The 17,426-nt window shown below is 59.2% G+C and carries 14 protein-coding genes; 10 read left to right on the top strand and 4 right to left on the bottom strand.

The window, feature by feature from the left end:
* Positions 1-99: 99 nt before the first annotated feature.
* On the top strand, positions 100-2,382 hold the full coding sequence (locus ACZ5WW_RS07505) for a hypothetical protein (RefSeq protein ID WP_377172071.1): 2,283 nt from the start codon (positions 100-102) through the stop codon (positions 2,380-2,382).
* 53 nt (positions 2,383-2,435) lie between these two features.
* On the opposite strand, the gene ACZ5WW_RS07500 is transcribed toward ACZ5WW_RS07505, so the two are convergent.
* Positions 2,436-3,836, bottom strand: a complete 1,401-nt coding sequence (locus ACZ5WW_RS07500; protein ID WP_377172073.1) for a hypothetical protein — start codon at positions 3,834-3,836, stop codon at positions 2,436-2,438.
* Between the two features lie 21 nt (positions 3,837-3,857).
* On the opposite strand from ACZ5WW_RS07500, the gene ACZ5WW_RS07495 reads away from it, so the two are divergent.
* The 3 genes from ACZ5WW_RS07495 to ACZ5WW_RS07485 all read left to right on the top strand — a co-directional run bounded on the left by ACZ5WW_RS07495 (position 3,858) and on the right by ACZ5WW_RS07485 (position 7,735).
* A complete protein-coding gene (locus ACZ5WW_RS07495) occupies positions 3,858-6,179 on the top strand; it encodes a hypothetical protein (RefSeq protein ID WP_377172075.1) in 2,322 nt (773 codons plus the stop codon).
* Complete coding sequence (locus ACZ5WW_RS07490) at positions 6,176-6,742, top strand: hypothetical protein (RefSeq protein WP_377172077.1); 567 nt, start codon at positions 6,176-6,178, stop codon at positions 6,740-6,742. Before ACZ5WW_RS07495 ends, ACZ5WW_RS07490 begins: the two co-directional genes overlap by 4 nt.
* Positions 6,743-6,877: 135 nt before the next feature.
* A complete protein-coding gene (locus ACZ5WW_RS07485; protein ID WP_377172079.1) occupies positions 6,878-7,735 on the top strand; it encodes a sugar phosphate isomerase/epimerase family protein in 858 nt (285 codons plus the stop codon).
* Here the strand turns inward: ACZ5WW_RS07485 and ACZ5WW_RS07480 are convergent, their stop codons facing one another.
* Positions 7,736-8,839 carry a Gfo/Idh/MocA family protein gene (locus ACZ5WW_RS07480; RefSeq protein WP_377172081.1) on the bottom strand — a complete coding sequence of 368 codons (1,104 nt, stop codon included), beginning with the start codon at positions 8,837-8,839 and terminating at the stop codon, positions 7,736-7,738.
* A 44-nt stretch (positions 8,840-8,883) separates the two neighbouring features.
* Positions 8,884-9,243 carry a DUF3147 family protein gene (locus tag ACZ5WW_RS07475; protein ID WP_377172083.1) on the bottom strand — a complete coding sequence of 120 codons (360 nt, stop codon included), beginning with the start codon at positions 9,241-9,243 and terminating at the stop codon, positions 8,884-8,886.
* A gap of 99 nt (positions 9,244-9,342) precedes the next feature.
* Here ACZ5WW_RS07475 and ACZ5WW_RS07470 point away from each other — a divergent pair, with 99 nt between their 5' ends.
* On the top strand, positions 9,343-10,587 hold the full coding sequence (locus tag ACZ5WW_RS07470; RefSeq protein WP_377172085.1) for a di-heme oxidoredictase family protein: 1,245 nt from the start codon (positions 9,343-9,345) through the stop codon (positions 10,585-10,587).
* Positions 10,588-10,673: 86 nt separating this feature from the next.
* On the opposite strand, the gene ACZ5WW_RS07465 is transcribed toward ACZ5WW_RS07470, so the two are convergent.
* Positions 10,674-11,921, bottom strand: a complete 1,248-nt coding sequence (locus ACZ5WW_RS07465) for a serine/threonine protein kinase (protein ID WP_377172087.1) — start codon at positions 11,919-11,921, stop codon at positions 10,674-10,676.
* Positions 11,922-12,009: 88 nt separating this feature from the next.
* Here ACZ5WW_RS07465 and ACZ5WW_RS07460 point away from each other — a divergent pair, with 88 nt between their 5' ends.
* The 5 genes from ACZ5WW_RS07460 to polX all read left to right on the top strand — a co-directional run bounded on the left by ACZ5WW_RS07460 (position 12,010) and on the right by polX (position 17,334).
* Complete coding sequence (locus ACZ5WW_RS07460) at positions 12,010-13,116, top strand: ABC transporter ATP-binding protein (protein ID WP_377172089.1); 1,107 nt, start codon at positions 12,010-12,012, stop codon at positions 13,114-13,116.
* Positions 13,117-13,286: 170 nt separating this feature from the next.
* Positions 13,287-13,973, top strand: coding sequence for an ABC transporter permease (locus tag ACZ5WW_RS07455; RefSeq protein ID WP_464694249.1), 687 nt, complete (start codon positions 13,287-13,289; stop codon positions 13,971-13,973).
* The gene (locus ACZ5WW_RS07450) at positions 13,970-14,740 is read left to right on the top strand and encodes an ABC transporter permease (protein WP_464694226.1); all 771 of its coding nucleotides are present in this window, start codon (positions 13,970-13,972) and stop codon (positions 14,738-14,740) included. The genes ACZ5WW_RS07455 and ACZ5WW_RS07450 overlap by 4 nt, the downstream gene beginning before the upstream one ends.
* Entirely contained in the window at positions 14,737-15,513 is a 777-nt protein-coding gene (locus tag ACZ5WW_RS07445) for a YdcF family protein (RefSeq protein WP_377172093.1), read from the top strand. Before ACZ5WW_RS07450 ends, ACZ5WW_RS07445 begins: the two co-directional genes overlap by 4 nt.
* Positions 15,514-15,588: 75 nt before the next feature.
* On the top strand, positions 15,589-17,334 hold the full coding sequence (polX, locus tag ACZ5WW_RS07440) for a DNA polymerase/3'-5' exonuclease PolX (protein ID WP_377172095.1): 1,746 nt from the start codon (positions 15,589-15,591) through the stop codon (positions 17,332-17,334).
* Positions 17,335-17,426 lie beyond the last annotated feature (92 nt).

The raw sequence follows: 17,426 nt of genomic DNA, 5'->3' as shown, positions 1-17,426 counted from the left end.
ACCTAAAACCCCTCTAAACGTCAACAATTAACTAGAATTACCATATTTAAAGGGGTTAATTATGAGGAGGGATGCCGCTTTCAGTTATCCCAGATTTTCATGCCCGCCCCCACAGTCACTCTACAACGGCCCGAACAGCCGGTGCGCATCGCACCGTGGCGTGGGCCCTTGCATTTTGGGCTGCTGCTGTTTTCCGCCACCTGCGCATTGGCTCTTCAGCTTTGTTACCTGCTGCTGGTGGGAGGGCTGCTGGCATGGATAGGCTGGCAGTTCTGGCTGATCGTCAGCCACAGGACTTGGGCCGAATGGGGGCTCTGGCGCATGCTTTCGGAGCTTTTGAAGTTCGTCTTCATGGGCATAACCTGGGGGTTCATGCTTCGGCCTTTGCTGCCACGGTCAAAGCCTGCAAAGGTGGCGGTGCAGGTCAGTCCTGCCACACAGCCGCAGCTTTTTGAGCTCATCCATCTGCTCTGCTGGCATTTGCGTGCTCAGCCCCCCGTGCAGGTCTGGCTGGACACCACAGTCACAGTCCGCAGCTCCATGCTGGGCGGCTTGTCAGGCCTCCTCAGCGGGCAGACGGTGCTGCACCTCGGCCTGCCGGTGGTGTCAGTGATCACCGCCCGCGAGCTTGGCGGTCTGCTGGTGCAGGAGCTTAGCCACAATGCGGGCGGCCTTTGCACCCCTCTGGTGCACGCTGTTCGGGAAATTAACGCCTGGTTTTTCCGCGCTGCACTCGAGCGCAATCCATGGGAGGTTTACGTTTATCTGACTCCGCAGCGTGAACCCGAATGGCACCATCTGTGGCGCAGGCTCATGCGGAGCTGGATGTGGGTGGCTAAAATCCCTTTCATGGTCTTTGCCCTGGCCGCCCGGCTTGTCAGTGCCGCCACGATTTGGAGCATGCAGCGTCTGGCGGTGCGTTGTTGCTCCAATGTCATCGGCGAGGCCATGAACCTGCGCATGCAGCAAAAGCTTTCCCTGCTTCGCAGATCATGGGAGGTGGCGCAGCAGGAAATAAGCAGCGGCATCAGCCAGCATCACCTTCCGGAGAATCTTTCTCTGCTCATGGCACGCCATGTGGCTGCCCAGGCAAAGGAGCGTGCTTTGGCCCGTGCTGATGCGGGAGAGGTGCTTGCCGTGAAGCAGGCAGATGAGCCTGCTGCGAAGGGCGAGGCGATCGTTGCCCATTTGTCCCATGCACAGCCTGCTGCATCGGCTTTGCGTCAATTTGTGGATCTCTCCCGGCAGGTGACCTGCTTCTATTACCAGCATGGGCTGGGCTTGAACCTGCATGAGCACCGCATGGTGAGAGATGATGAGGCGATTCATCAAAACCGGAACGAGGAGGAGGCGCTGCTGGTCATCCGCCGTTATTTCGGCGGGCTGGCCCACCCGGAGCGCACGATGTGCGGTCTGGGCAGCACTCCCACAAGCGCCACGACGCTTTCTGAACTCAAGCGCGAGATTCTGCAGGTGCGCGAGGAAGTCAGTGTCTGGGGACCTCAGTTCAAAGTGGCCTTGCAGGAATGGAACCAGGCCTGGCAGCGCCGTCGTGATCTCGAGGCTGCCGCCACGCTCAGCCTCGCGGGATTCAGCGTTTCAAGAATGCAGTTCGGCACGCGGGATGCCAGTTCGAGCACCCTCTATGAGGAAGCCAGCTGCCAGCGCATGGTCATGGAGCATATGGAGGGCCCGCTGCAGGAGCGTGAGCGGGTGCTTGAACGCCGGTTTGCCGCAGCGCTTGGCATGCTCTGGTGGAGCGATCCCGCAGAGCTCAGTGAATGGCTGCGTGTGCGGCGTCGTGACCTGACCGCCTGGGTCACCATCTATGAGGCCATGAGCGGTGCGCTGCGGTCATTCCGTGAGCTGCTGATCTCGTTTTTTGCTTTTCAGACTCTCACGACCAAGTTTGCAAACGTGGATGACCCCAGTGCTTTTCTCACTGCGCTGCAGTCGGTGGTGCCGAAAATGTTCAACCTCCTGCGCCAGATCACAGCCACCATGGACGGCGCGCCGTTTCCTTTCACGGATGACGGCAAGACTGTGAGCCTGAACCAGCATCTCATGCCCATGCCTATGCCGGAGATGCCGGGGGTTTCGATGACCCTGGCAGATGCTGCCAGCATGCGCGGCATCGGCATGCAGATGGCATCACGCACTTCCGAGTGCATCGCCCCCTATGTGGAAACCTTTCTGAGCCACTACCACCGTGCTTTTGCCTGGCTGGCGGAGTCAGCAGAACGCACTGAAACGCACTTTCTAGGCTCTCTTGGCTTTAACACAGCAACCGAGATTCTGCTGCCCGATGAGTTCACCACCCAGCGTCTCGGTATGAAATCCCGCTCTCCCGATGCCATAGCAGCATGGAAGCCGACAGCATAAAAATGACGTGTGTCACGTCCGCTGCGCAGAGGGCAGCGGCTGCGACTTTGTTGCTATTTCCTTTTTTCGGGTGTGCTTTTTTGGGCATCCAGGATCATTTTGAGACTGGATTGAAATTCATCAACCGTCTCAGGTGCCAGCTTTCGCGCCTGCATGACGCTGATGGTCATTTTCATGGCTGCTGCGTCATCTTCAATCATGGCATTGTCTGCAAATTCCACCAGCCCGTCTTCAGCAGGGGTGATTTTCTCCAGCAAGGGTTTTATCCTGCCCTCACGCTGAGCTTCGGGCAGGGCCTGCCAAAAATTCCAGAGCGCCGTTGGCGAGTTGGGGTAGTCCGCTACCCAGCCCTCACTGGCAGCGAGGTATTCTTTGTCTTCTTTAAGCTCACGATAAGAGTCCGCAAGCATGGACCATGTGTCCTCGTCATGGCCCACGCTGGCGCCAATTTTTTTCGCCCAAAGGATGGTGTTCTTATAGTCTGACGCATCGTAGCTGGTCGCGGTGCGCATCAAAAAAAGAACGGGATTGGTAGGCGCTATTTTTTCCAGATCGCGCAAAGCGGTCTCGAGTTCGTCCTTTTTGCCATCCATCTGGGAAAGCACGCCTAGCTTGGCAGCCAGAAATACCTCTGTGAGCACCGCAGGCAGTTTGGAGGCGTCGAGTTCTTTGACGAGCGTGTAGGCTTTGTCGATTTCACCATCCTGCATCGCTATGCCCATTTGTATAAATTTTGAGGCCTGTTCCTTGCTGAGTCCCTCTGGTGATGATGCCGCCTGGAACCCCATCAGCAAAAGCGCTGAAAAACGGGTGCTGACGGTGATGTTTTCATAATCTGTCATCTGCCAGTGGCTGCCATGGCGCTGCAGCCACCAGCGCAGCTTGAATTCGGAGCCGCCCTCATCGTGGGTTCTTGCGATGATCACCGCCTTGTCGCCATCAACATCAATGCGACGTATCTCGGCGTCCAGAAACAGAAAAAACGGGCGCATGACCGGAAACATGCGCTCGCTGGTCAGGATCATGGCTTTTTTGAGCAAAAGCTTTTTGGAAAGGTCTGGCTGGACGGCAGAACCGGCGTAGGTGGCCTCAATGAGGGCGTCCCAGTCAACCATTTGCAAATAATCACGGATTTTCATCCGGTAGATGGTTCTTTGAAATTGAGTCAGCCAATCCGTCAGCACAGCCTGCGTGGCAGCGTCCACATCCGGCGTGCCGGGCAGCAGTGACACGCGGATTTTAGAGGGTGAATCATCCTCTGGCGGTGTCTGGGCAAAAACCGCCAGTGGAAAAATGAGCAGGAGGCTTGCCAGGAGGGAGGTGACGGGGCGGTGCATTTGCTCAAAATGTGCCCGAAACAAAAGGAACGGGCAAGTTTTGGCACGCCATTTGTTATTCACCTTACGAGGAAACGCTGGCTTGAACATCCGTCGCATGGAAGGATAGTCGGCCATTCCTCCTCAAAACAGCCCCCCATGTCGGAGCCGAGTCTATTCAGACATTATCAAATCGTTCAAGACGTCGACGGCAACAACGTCGAGCTGGTCCGCAACTCCGAGCAGGTGGCGGTGCTGGCCTTTGATATCCAGCGGATGGAGTACGTCCACTGCCATGTGCTGCTGGAGCCCCTGCAAAGCCGAGCTGCGTTTGAGGAAGGCTGCAAAACACTGCAAAAACGAGGCCACCCCGGGCTCGCCCGCATGATCGAATTTGGTGAAGACGAAGGAAACCCCTTTTATATCACCGGCAATGTGGATGGAGAGGCTCTGAGGACCTATCTCGCCCGGCTTCAGGACATTCCAGGCTGGCTTGCCATCATGATCGCCACCCGGGCGCTGGAGACTGCCATAGCACTGTGTGAGAGAGGCGAGTTCCTTGCCGAATCCCCTCTCGATAACCTGAGAATTGTGCAAACCGCATCGCAGGCTGTCCAGGTGCTGGCGGCTGACTTCAATGTGCTCAGCAACAGCGATGGCAAAAAGCGTGCCCTGAAGGCCGGTTTTGAAAAGCAGGGCAAAGCTCTTCGCACCTTCCTTGTGGAACAGGGCGGCATGCTGCCGGACCACAGCCTTGCAGTGGCAGATTTTGCCGAACTTCTCAGCGCCTGCCTTTCCTGTGCAGGTGGCGGTGTCATCGCGGCCATGCGTGAGTTGCGCGCCAGTTTGCACAAACTTGCGCCCCAGCAGCTTTCCGGGGAAATACCCACGGCGCACAAACCTCGTGCTCTGCTCGCTCCGCTGCTGGCTGGCTATCAGGATGTCGCACGTGGCATGGTCAATCTGGTTCGCATTCAGAGCCAGCGCCTCGACATGGCCAACCCCTACAGCATGCGCGGCACGCTTACCAAGACAGGCCGTTCCGTTCTAATTGAGCAGGTTCCGCCTGCCCGAATTTCCCATGCAAGTGTGAAACAGGCGGATGAGTCCGCCTTCAAGATCACCAAGCAGCGTGACAATTCGTGTCTCATAACTCTGGCGCTCGTGAATGAGGCCGAGGAAATCACCTGTCTCGCGGAAGAAGTCGCCGAGGGGATCAGCCTCGCTGAGCTCTTGCGGGAGCGGCAGTGCCTGGAAGTGCAGGAGGCCTACCTTGTGCTTGCCGGGCTCGACACTGCGCTGACTCAGCTCGAACGCTCCACTCTTCCCTCCAGCAAGCTGCGGCTGGAAGACATCTTCCTGCTCACCGGATTCGCGCGTGAGGACTCACGCAGCACGAAGCTGCTTGTTTCCAAGCTCAACGAGTGGCCGGCCTTCAATGTCATTGTACGCGCGCATCCTACGCTTGCATCCATGTCTGGCAGGGGCTGCGACCCCGCCGTGCTGCTGCCTCCTGCGCGAGGCACGACGCCCACGCCATGGCATGGCGGCTGGCTTGCTGCCATGTGCAAATTCCTTCTGGGCTTTGTGTCTCCTCTTGGTGTTCACGCCGAACCGCGCCCAGATACGCGTGAGCGCGAAACTGTTGCGCGACTGCTTGATGACGAAGTCGCCAAGATGGCAGAGGCAAAGCCCTCCCAGCGCAGCGACTTTCTCGCCCGTTACGCTCGCATCATTCAGCATCGTGACCCCGCACCCAAAGCCAGCGAGCCTGTGCGCACAGGCGTTGCAGAACCTGTGGCAAAGACTCGCGCTCAGACTGTGCCCGTCGCCAAACCGCCTGTGAAGCCTGAGGTCTCGGTGCCGCTGGTCGCTGAATCATCCCGTGCAGCTCCGGGAGCCCTCACATCTGGAGGCGCAGCCAGGGGCGGAGACGAGCCAACCATCGGCTTTGCCGAGCTGCTTTTCCGCAACGGCGGAAGCGAGCCTTCGCCACCAGATGCGCCTGACTGGGCGCTTGCTGCCGCGAATGTCCCCCCCACGCTGCCCGCTCATCTCATTCCGCGAGAGGATGTGCCCCTGTGGCTGAAGGCCGCCGTGTTTCTGAGCGGTTCCATGGTCATCGGGGCCATGTGCGCCCATCTCTCTGGCTCCGCCCTTTGGCAAAAAAAGCATGTGCCTGCACCTTTGGAGGCGGCTGGAAATCCGTCTGTCATTGTACCCGTGCCCGCCAAACAAGTGCTGGCGCCCCAACAGGCCAAGGCTCCTCCTTCGAGTGTGCCTGGGGTCAAAGTCGCTCCTGGAGAGTCTGCTGTGCCCAAAGCCATTCCGGTACCGAAACCGCCGTCTGACATCGCCGCGCCTCCGGAAAGCAGTGATGCGCGCAGCAGCGGCATTTCTCTTTCTCTGCCGCCTGGAGCCACCAGCCAACTGCGTGACCAGCTCCCGTCAACCCCGCCCCCCACTCCGCCACGGCCATGACTCTCATGCTGCGCGTTCTGACCGCCGTTTTGCTTGCCTGCCTCCTCACTTCCTGTCCCGAAACGACCGTGGATGAAGACTTTGGCCTCAGGCCGGTCGCTCTTGATGTCGCTGACTGGAATGGTGCCTGGACTACAGTGAATGAAAAAGAGGAGGACGCCGTGCAATTTGCCGTAACTGACTCTGTGCAGGGCAGGATTCTCATGACAGAGCCCGGCAACAAAGAGGACAAGCCCGTCGAGTTGGCCATTCGCCGTGCCTCGGCCGACTCCAAGGTCAAGCTCTGCTTCGCAGTCGCCAAGGAACGCGATGTCAAAAAGGCCGGACCAGTCTCTCTCTTCTTGATGCGTGTCGCCGAAGGCGGTGTGCTCTACACTTGGAGCATCGACCACGAGGCTGTTGCCGCTGCCATCAAGGCAGGTCATCTCAAAGGTGTCGTAAAGGCTGACAAGAATGGTGCCCATAGCCACTTGGATTCCGCTCCGCAAAATTATGCGAAGCTTCTGGAGCCGCAGTTTTGGAACTGGTCTGAGCCGACTTGCCTCACGCGGACTCAAAAGTGATGCTGATGCCTGCTAGGCGGAAGTGCATGGGGCCAGTCATTTTCCGACTCGACAGCAAGCCCGGTTTGTGATGGCATCGTGCTTTCACTGCCCCTTGGTAAAGGGGGCTGATTTAATCGCCGATCTGTGCATGACATGAAACGCCGCTGCTTCATTCATCAAACTTCCGTGCTGTGCAGCCATGTCATGCTTGCACCTTCTGCGGTGCTTCTCGCTGGAAGCTTCACTGGAAAGATCCGCAAGTCGCTCAAGTGGGGCATGGCGCAAAAAGCCGCGCAGGGGATGCCTCTGGCGGAGGCTTTCAAAAAGCTTCGGGCCTGCGGCTATGAGGGTGTGGAGCCCAGCCTGCTAGGGCATGTAACCGAGCAGAACGCGAACGAATGGATCGCCGCCAGCAAGGAGAGCGGACTGATCATCGACGGCACCGTGGGCGGACGAAGCGAAGGACTTGAGTCAGGCATTGATCTGACGAAAAAGCTGGGTGGAGATTCCATGCTCGTGGTGCTGGACTATCCGCAGGACCAGCCGCTGCAGCAGACATGGGATGCATCAGTGGCGCGCATGAAGCGGGCCTCTGTGCATGCAGAAAAGCAAGGCGTTCGCATTCTCATCGAAAACGTCTGGAACACCTTTCTCATCAGCGCTTTCGACATGGCGCGGTTCATCGATGACGTTGGCAGCCCTTGGGTGCAGGTGCATTTCGACATCGGCAACATGATGCGCTGGGGCGTGGCGGAGCACTGGGCGCAAGTGCTGGGAAAACGCAGCCTGAAGCTGGACGTGAAGGAATACGACCTCGAGCGCGCCATGAAGGAAGGCATGCGCAAAGGCTTTGACGCACCGCTCGGAGAGGGCAGTGTCAACTGGCCAGCCGTCCGCGCAGAGCTGGCCAAAATCAACTACACCGGCTGGGCCGCCGCCGAGGTGAAGGCCGGAGACTGGGACTATCTGGCAGATGTGGCCCGCCGTATGGACAAGGTGCTGGATCTTTGACTAAAAATCCAGCTTCACTGTTCTGCCGCCGTCCTGCGCAGACGCCAGACAGGCATCCAGCACGCGCTGCGTCAGCAGGCTGATGCGCGGCCAGTGAGCATCCAGTTTTTCGGAGAGCACGAGTTCAGAAAAAGTGCGGAACAGGTTGGACTCCTGCGAGCCCGGGGCGTTGCTGCTTGGCTCGTCGATCACTTCGACTTTGCGGCCTTCGTGCATGCTGGCCTGGCAGCGGTCCAGCATAAAATCGGAGCGCGTCAGGCTGTACTTCGTCTCGCTGCCATGAAAGGGCAGCACAAAGTCGGACACCTGCAGCAGCCCCTTGCCGCCGCTCACGATGGCCCACTGCGCATTCGTGGTGGTGAAGGAACAGTAAAAGGACGCGCTGGCGCCATCCGCAAAGGTCAGCGCGCCGGAAAACTCGAGCGGCACAGGAGGCGTGTCGTCCGTCTGCTGCGTCTCCGAATGGATGCGGCCTGTCACCTGCAATGGGGTGGCGTAGTTCATGGCCCAAAGCGTGAAGCGCAGACAGTACCAGCCCAGATCTCCGAGGCAGCCCAGTGGCTCCAGCTTGCCGTGCGCACGGATGTTGCTGCGCTGAAACTCATCGTCGCTCATGAAGCTGAACTGGGTGGCAATGTGGCGCACTGGCCCCACATCGAGGTCCACTGCATCGCGCAGCTTCTGCAGGCGGCGGCCGTGCATGAACATCACGCCGTCCATAAACTGCACGCGATGCTTTTCACACGCGGCGATCATCTCCGCCACATCGGCCGCATGCACACCCACGGGCTTTTCCGCCAGCACATGCTTGCCGGCCTCTGCGGCGCGGATGACCCATTCCTTGCGCAGGCCGGTGGGCAACGGGATGTACACGGCGTCGATGTCCCTGCGTGCCAGCAGCGCGTTGTAGTCATCCATGGCCTCCGGCACGACCGCATGCGGAGCGCTGCTCTGGCATTCATCAATGAAGGTCTGCGCACGCAGGAGGTCACGGCTGGCCACCGCCACCAGTGTGGCGTTTCCGGCATCACGGATGGCCTGCCAGTTTTTGCGGGCGATGAAGGCGGCACCCAGGATGCCCCAGCGACAGTGGTTGGTGTTCATGCCGGATCAAGCACGCGGCTGCGACACCCGTCAAGCCCGCAGCCTTACAGCATCAGGCCAAATCGTGCGCTGACGGCGCGCAGCAGCGCAAAGAGCAGCAGCGTCAGCACTGCGCTGCCGCCCAGGGCACCATAAAAACCCCACCAGCGCTGAAACGCGGGAAAGAGCAGAAACATCGGCAGCGTGGGTAGCACATACCAGAAGATGTAATACATGTGGTCTGCCGTCTTTTGTGCCCGCACTTCCGGACCGCTCTCATGGTGCACCCAGAAGAGCGTGATGATGCTCACAAACGGCAGCGCTGCCAGCAGCGCACCCAGCTTGTCGCTCCGCTTCACCATCTCGCTTACGAGTGTGATGATGCCGGCGCTGAGCAGGTACTTGATGATGATTTTCAGGGTCATGGTGTGTGTTGGAAAAAGTGAGTAACGAATTTTGAGGCAGGGGATTTCCAAGATCAACGATATCACGCATGGGCGTGATTGCAGCCAACCCATCCTGCCATGAAAGCGACACGTCTCACCTCTTATCTTGCGCTCCTGACGGCATGCTCTCTTGAGACGCATGCCGTGGCTCAAATGCCGCCCCGTCACCCCGCGCACCGGGCTCAGCATCCGCCGCACACTACGCCACCGCCGACAAATGCCGCAAAGCCACAGTTTGGTGATCCGCTGCCGGGGCTCACGAGGGCTCAGCTGGCCGCCTTTCTGGATGGAAAGGATGACTTTGAAGACACGGAAACAGAGACTGGCGGTCTCGGGCCCATCTTTAATCGCAGCTCCTGCGTCACCTGCCACAACGCGCCTGCCACAGGCGGTGCAGGCCCCATCAATGTGACACGCTTTGGCCGCACCGACGGCGGGGGCTTTAATCCGCTCACGTCTCTGGGCGGCTCTCTGCAGCAGGAAATGGAGATCAGCCCCGCTCTGCATGAAGTGGTGCCGCAGGAGGCCAACGTGGTGGCGCATCGAAACTCCACCCCGCTCTTCGGCCTGGGCTTGGTCGAAGCCATCCCGGACGATCAAATTCTGCAAAATGTCAGGCGTACCCCCATGGATGGTGTGCTGGGAAAAGTGGCCAGGGTGGCGGACCCGGCCACAGGCAAGATGCTGATCGGCCGCTTTGGCTGGAAGGCGCAGCAAGCCACGGTGCTGAGCTTTGCCGGAGATGCCTATCTCAATGAAATGGGCATCACCAACCGTCTCTTTCCGGTTGAAAACGCACCCAATGGCAATGCGCAGCTCCTCGCACAATATGACACCGTGGTGGATCCCGAGGATGTCGTCGATCCCACGACAGGCAGGGGAGACATTGACCGTGTGGCTGACTTCATGCGTTTCCTTGGTGCGCCGCCGCGACTGCCTTTGTCGAACTCTGCTGCGGTTGGACGGAGTGTGTTTCAAAACACCGGATGCGCCGTCTGCCACGTGCCGCTGATGATCACAGGCCCCCATAAAATAGCCGCGCTCGACCGCCAGGAGGTCTGGCTTTTCTCAGACCTGCTCCTGCATGACATGGGGGCTCTGGGAGATGGCATCGCCCAGTCCGCCGCTGATGTGAGAGACATGAAAACTGCGCCTCTGTGGGGGCTGCGCGCGAGTGCGCCCTACCTGCATGACGGTCGCGCACAGACTGTCGATGAAGCGATCAAGGCTCACGATGGCGAGGCGAAGGCCTCCAAGGAACGCTACCTCAGGCTGAACAAGCAGCAGGTCCAGCAGCTCCTCGACTTCCTCATGTCGATCTAAATTGGAGTAGATAACTGGGCCGAGCGTGAAGCAGGTGGAAACGCCTGCTTCACATTTGTCATCCGAATGGCCGCTGATAAAACAGTTCAGCGCTTCACCTGGCCTGCTTTCGTTTTTACCGCTTCAGGCTTCCCACCACAGCGCGAAACCACAAACAGGCACAGCAGCACCAGCACCACTGCCGCAGCGATTGCGACGGGCTTTTGCTGCTTGAGTTTGCCCATGAGCAAGGGGGCGGTTGCCGGTGCTGGTCTGATACCCGAAGGACGTGGTCCCGGAGCGGGGGTAGGGGCCCTTCTTGGTGCGGGGACGACGGGATTGGTGGCTTCAGGTTTTGGACGGTTGGCAGCCACGTGCGGACCAGCGGCTATGGGGATGGTGCTGGAGGTCGCATTGTGAGTGCCAGGCTGCGTTCTGGGCAGCATGACGGGTGCGGAGCGCAGATTCTGCGGTGGCGGCATTGCCACACCTGGAGGTGGCGCAGCGGTGGCGGCTGCTTGCTGTACAGGCAGAGGACGCGGTGTCTGCTCCACAGCCTGCGGGGCCTCTTGTTTTTCAAACTGCGTGCGTGCAGCACCAGCCTTGCGCGGACGTTGCTCCGGATCGAGTGACATCAGGTGCATCACCCATGAGGTCATCCAGGCTGGCACATGGGAGGCGAGCTTGGTCAGGGGTGGGATGTCGTGGCTGAGGTGCTTCAGGCGGAGTTCCTTCATCACCCTTGCATCAAAGGGGGCGCGCGCGGTCAGCGCCTCATAGAGGATGCAGCCCAGCGCATACACATCTGTGCGACGGCGCGTGGAGCCATCCTGCCACTGCTCCGGGGCGGCGCAGCGGTAGGCACGTATCTGCTCCTCGGGGCTGTCGTCTTTCGAGGCAAATCCCTGCCCAAAGCCATGCAGTGTCACCTGCCAGTCAGCGGCGGACTTTCCGCTGATGCGCACGTATTCCGGTCGCAGGCTGCCGTGCACGATGGCGCTTTCGTGCAGAGCTGAAAGCGCTTCCAGCAGTTGCACGGTCAGCGAGGTGAATTCCTTTTCCGTAAGCGGGCCGCGCTCCAGGATCTCGGGCAGTGTTTCTCCCGGCAGGGGGCCGGCTACGATGGTGTAAAAGCCGTCTTTGTCCGCTCCGTAGTCGATCAGCCGGTCCAGGTGACGGTTCTCCAGCCCGGCCAGCTGACGGAAAAGCTCCCTCAGCCCCTCGATCTCCTCCGGCTTCTGGGTCTTGAATCGACGCAGCCGCAGTTCGTTTTCGCGCTTGTTGTCGCGCACGAGCAGCAGCTTGCTGGCGGTGTCTTCTTCAAGAGGGCGCAGGATTTCAAAACGGTTGGACATTCGGTAAAGTTCGCCTGTTCCTTTCAATCCCGCAAGCTTCTTGCCACCGCCATTGTTTTCAGGCTAAAGTATACCCTTATTCCTTTTAATGGACGAATTTCTCGTCATTGACCATGTTTCCAAATCCTTCGGCACGCAGCTTGCCGTGGGGGATGCATCCTTGGCAGTGGCAAGGGGGGAGTCGTTTTCACTTTTAGGACCGAGTGGCTGTGGAAAAACCACGCTGCTGCGGATGATTGCAGGCTTTGAACGCCCTGACTGCGGCAGGATTATGGTCGCGGGCAGGGACATCACCGCGCTTCCGCCTGAGCAGCGGCCAGTAAACACCGTCTTTCAAAATTACGCCCTCTTTCCTCACATGAGTGTATGGGAAAATGTGGCCTTCGGCCTGCGCATGAGCCGCCGCCCGCGTGAGGAGATACGCAGCAGCGTGGACCACATGCTGGACCTGGTGCGTCTCAATGAGCACGTGCGCAAGCGCCCCTCACAGCTGAGCGGTGGGCAGCGGCAGCGTGTGGCCATTGCTCGAGCTTTGGTGAACAATCCGCAGGTTCTGCTGCTGGACGAGCCGCTGGCTGCGCTGGATCTCAAGCTGCGCCAGCACATGCTCATGGAGCTGAAAACCATTCATGAACAGGTTGGCACCACGTTCATCTACGTGACACACGACCAAGGCGAGGCCATGAGCCTGAGCGATCGAGTTGCAGTCATGAATGAGGGCAGGGTAGAGCAGGTGGACTCACCGGGGCATCTTTATGAAAATCCCCGCACCCGCTTTGTGGCCTCCTTCATCGGCGATGCAAATTTTTTCACAGGCGTGGTGGTGGAGATACAGCACGAAGGATATGTGCGCGTGCTGGTGGATGGACTGGGCAGTCCGCTCGTTCTGGGTAGCGGCGACATCGCTTCCGGTCACCCCTTGCGTCTGATGGTAAGGCCGGAAAAAATCAGTCTCACGCTGACGCGGCCGTCCAGAGTAGAACGGGTTAACGCCTTCCCCGGAGTGGTGGAGGACGTGGCCTATTTCGGTTCGCACACGCGCTATCGTATCCGCGCCGGGCAGCACAGCATTCTGGCGCAGCTCCAGCGCAGCCGCTTTAGCGGAGGGGAGATCGATCCGGTGCGTGGAGCGGAGGTGTGGATGAGCTTTCATCCGGATGAAGGCCGGGTCGTGCACATGGAGGATGCCTCATGAGAGCCGGATCCGGCTCTGCCAGACAGTGGATTGTCACCCTGCCGTCACTTGCTTGGCTGGCTGTCTTTTTTGTGATTCCTGCAGGTTTGGTCATCAGCACGGCATTTCGCCCTGCCGATTTGCAGGGTGGTGTCGGGCCGGGCTGGACGCTGGACACCCTGCGGGAAGTGATGGACTCCGCCTATGGTCCGATTCTCTGGCGCACGCTATGGCTCAGCGGTGTGACGACTTTGATCTGTCTGGCTCTGGCGCTTCCGGTGTCTTTTCATATGGCGCGTGCAAAGCGGCGCATGCGGCAGATTCTGCTGCTGCTGGTTGTCATCCCCTTTCTGTCGAATTTCCTGATCCGTATTTTTGCATGGAAGTCTCTGCTGCACCCCGAAGGTCCGCTGACCAGGCTTCTCATCGGGATGCATCTTTTGCCGGAAAATGTCACGCTGTTGAATCATTCAGGGACGGTGCTGCTCGTGCTTGTTTACACGCAGCTGCCCTTTGCCATCCTGCCGCTCTACGCAGCTGCCGAGAAATTTGACTTCGGCTTGCTGGATGCAGCCCGGGACCTCGGGGCCGGCCCATGGCGCGCTTTTTCGAACGTGTTCGTTCCTGGTGTCAGTCGCGGGCTGATTTCTGCATCCGTCATGGTTTTTGTCTGCTGTCTTGGTCAGTACGTTATTCCGCAGATGGTGGGCGGCGCTTCGGATGAAATGCTCGGAAGCAAAATCGCCCAGCGCGTTTTTTCAGACCGCAACCTGCCGCACGCCAGTGCGCTTGCTGGCGGGCTCATGCTGGCTGTGCTGCTTCCGATGCTGCTCGTTGTGCTGAGGCAGAAGTTTGGCAGGGGAAAGGAGGCTGAATGAAGCACTCAAGGCTGCCGGCTTTCATCACCTTGGGGGTGATGGTCTTTCTGTTTGCTCCGCTGGTGGTTCTGGTTGTTAACTCCTTCAATGCCTCGCGTTTTGGCGGTGAGTGGGAGGGCTTCACCTGGAACTGGTATGAAAAACTCTGGGCTGCGGGAGAGGTGTGGGAGTCACTCTGGATCACGCTCAAAATTGCCGTTTCGGCCTCCCTGGTTTCCATGATGCTGGGCACTCTGGCCGCATATGCGCTGCATCGGTTTCGCTCTGGGCTGCAGGATGTGCACCACATGCTGGTCACTCTGCCATTGGTCATGCCGGACGTGCTCATGGGCATGTCACTGCTGGCCCTTTTTGTTCTCACAGGGTTTGAAACCGGCATGCTCACCATCTGGATCGCGCATGTCACCTTCTGTTTGAGCTTCGTGACAATGGTGGTTCTCGGCAGGCTTCAGGACTATGATTTTACCCTGCTTGATGCTGCTCGTGATCTGGGTGCCACTCAGGCCATGGCTGTGAGAAAAGTGCTTTTGCCGCTCATTATGCCCGGTGTGCTTGCAGGCGGTCTTCTGGCCTTCACTCTTTCAATTGATGACTATGTCATCACCTTCTTTGTCTCGGGTCCTGGCACCACGACTCTGCCTCTCCGCGTCGCCAGCATGATGAAAACCAGCCGCAGCCTGCCGGTGATCAATGCACTGAGCACTCTCCTCATAGCCAGCACCTTTATCTTTGCCGCATGCAGCTTCCGTCTCCAACGCAAAACATGACCTCGTTTCTCAGATCTCTGGCAGACTTTATTGAGCCGACCGGGCTTGTCTGGCTCCTCCTTTCTGCACTTGTAGTGATCAAGCTGAAGCACCGGAAATGGAGGGCTTTGATCTTGCCAGCCACCGCCTGGCTGCTGCTGACACTCACCGCAGCCACTGCTCTGCCGCACGCTTTGGTGGCATCACTGGAGGCTCGTTGGAAGCCCGTGGAAATCAGCACACTGCCAGAGTGCGACGCCATCATAGTGCTGGGTGGCGGCATGGAGCCCTCGATCAGCGAGCCAGCAGGAATCCATATGAAAGGTGCTGCAGACCGGCTGTTTACGGGGCTGATGCTCGCAAAAAAAGGCCGGGGCAGGCTGTTGGTATTGGGTGGTGGCATGTGCAAGATGCGGTCCGGCATCGAGTCCGAGGCGGATGCTGCAATGCGCTGGGTGGAGGAGTGGCAGCTCTCCCCTGTTCCAGTGCAAAGTCTGGGCAACTGCACCGACACCCACGATGAAGCCGTAAAAGTCTCCGCCCTGGCCGCCAGGCATGGCTGGAAAAAGGTGGCGCTGGTGACATCAGCCTATCACATGACCCGCGCCAAGGCGGTGTTTGAAAATGCGGGCACGGCTGTTGTTGCTGTTCCGTGCAATTACGTCAGCATGACGTTGCGTGAGCAGAAGGCAAAATGGATCGAGGTGCCAAACGCAGGCAATCTGGCCCATCTTGAGGCATGGATGCACGAAATGATAGGATGGTGGGCCTATCGTTTTTGCGGCTGGATTTGATGATTGCTGTGGAGAATCAGATCCGTAGGGCGAATTCCCGCTTCACCTCGCGCCATCTCACGCCATCATGCACACATGACCCGTGAAGACGCCGCAACCATCTTTGAACGCATTGCCCTGCTCCTGGAGCTGAAGGGGGAAAACACCTTCAAGGTGCGCGCCTACCGCACCGGCGCGGAGATCGTCGAGAGCTTCAGTGGCGACATCATGAAACTGGCCGCGGAAAACCAGCTCGCAGGCATCAAGGGGCTCGGTGAGGCCCTGCGCGACAAGCTTCATGAAATGGCCACCACCGGAAAGCTGGAGTTTTACGAAAAGCTCAAGGCGGAGTTTCCAGACACACTCTTTGAGCTCTTCGACGTCCCCGGCCTCGGTCCCAAAAAGGTGGCTGCTTTGCACTCAGAGCTGGGTGTGTCCTCCATCGCCGATCTCAAGCGCGCATGCGAAAGCGGCGAGGCCGCCAAACTCTCCGGATTCGGCGGCAAGACAGTGGAAAAAATCCTCGACGGCATCGCCTTTCGCGAGCAGCACGCGTCTGAGTTTCGCCAGGATCAGGTTCATGCCCTCGCGCAGGAGATTCTGGAGGCGCTGCGTCAGCATCCGCAGGTCTCGAATGCCGAAGTCTGCGGCAGCTTCCGCCGTGGCAAGGAAACCGTGCACGATCTCGACTTCCTCGTCTCCACCAAGCAGCCCGAGGAGGTCATCGAATACTTCGTACAGCTCCCCATCGTCGTGGACGTCATCGCGAAGGGGCCTACCAAAGCCAGCGTGCACGCCACGCACGGCGTTCAGTGCGATCTCCGCGCCGTCTCCCGTAAGGAGTACCCCTTCGCCCTGGTGTACTTCACCGGCAGCAAGGAGCACAACGTCGTCATCCGCCAGCGTGCCCTGGCGCGCGGCTGGTCGCTCAATGAGTATGCCTTCACCCCGGTGCCGGATCACGCCGATGCGCCCGTCATCCCACCCGTGCACGATGAAGCCGAGCTCTACCGCGCGCTGGATCTCGACTTCATCGATCCCGAACTGCGCGAGAACAAAGGCGAGATCGAGGCCGCCGAGCACGGTGGTCTGCCGCACCTCATCCAGCTCGAAAACCTGCGCGGAGTCTTCCACAATCACACCACCGCCAGCGACGGCGGTGCGACCCTCCGCGAGATGGCCCATGCAGCCCACGAGCTGGGCCTGCAGTACCTCGGCATCGCCGACCACAGCAAGTCCTCTTTCCAGGCCAACGGCCTCGATGAAAAGCGCCTGCTCGCACAGATCGAGGAGATCCAGGCGCTCAATGAAGAGATGAAGGAGGAAGGCTTCCGCATCTTCACCGGCAGCGAGGTGGACATCCTTAAAGACGGTAGTCTCGATTTCAGCGACGAAATCATGGTACAGCTCGACTACGTCGTCGCCTCCGTGCACAACGTCTTCAATCTGCCCGAGGCCGAGATGACCAAGCGCATCATCCGCGCCATCGAGAATCCGCACGTCACCATGCTAGGCCACCTCACCGGCCGCCTGCTGCTGCAGCGCCCGGCTTACAATGTCAACATCGCCGCCGTGATCGATGCCGCCGCCGAGACCGGCACCATCATCGAGCTTAATGCCAGCGCCTGGCGTCTCGACATGGACTGGCGCTGGTGGAAGCTCGCCAAGGAAAAAGGCGTCAAATGCAGCATCAATCCCGACGCCCACAGCGTGCACGGCCTGCAGGCCGTCATCTACGGCATCAAGGCCGCCCGCAAAGGCTGGCTCACCCGCAAAGACGTCATCAATTGCCTCCCCCTCGGCCAGATCGAAGACGCGTTGCGTGCCAAGCGCGCAATGTAACTCCTGCAAGGAGCCAGGCGATCAGTCCATAGTGGTCCGCACAGTCCTCTGTGCGGCACGCGCGGACCTGCATGGTTCGAGAAGTTCCACAA

The organism is Prosthecobacter fluviatilis (assembly GCF_055388355.1).
Note: the sequence above shows the minus strand (reverse complement) of the source record. Positions and strands in the feature narration are given on the sequence as shown.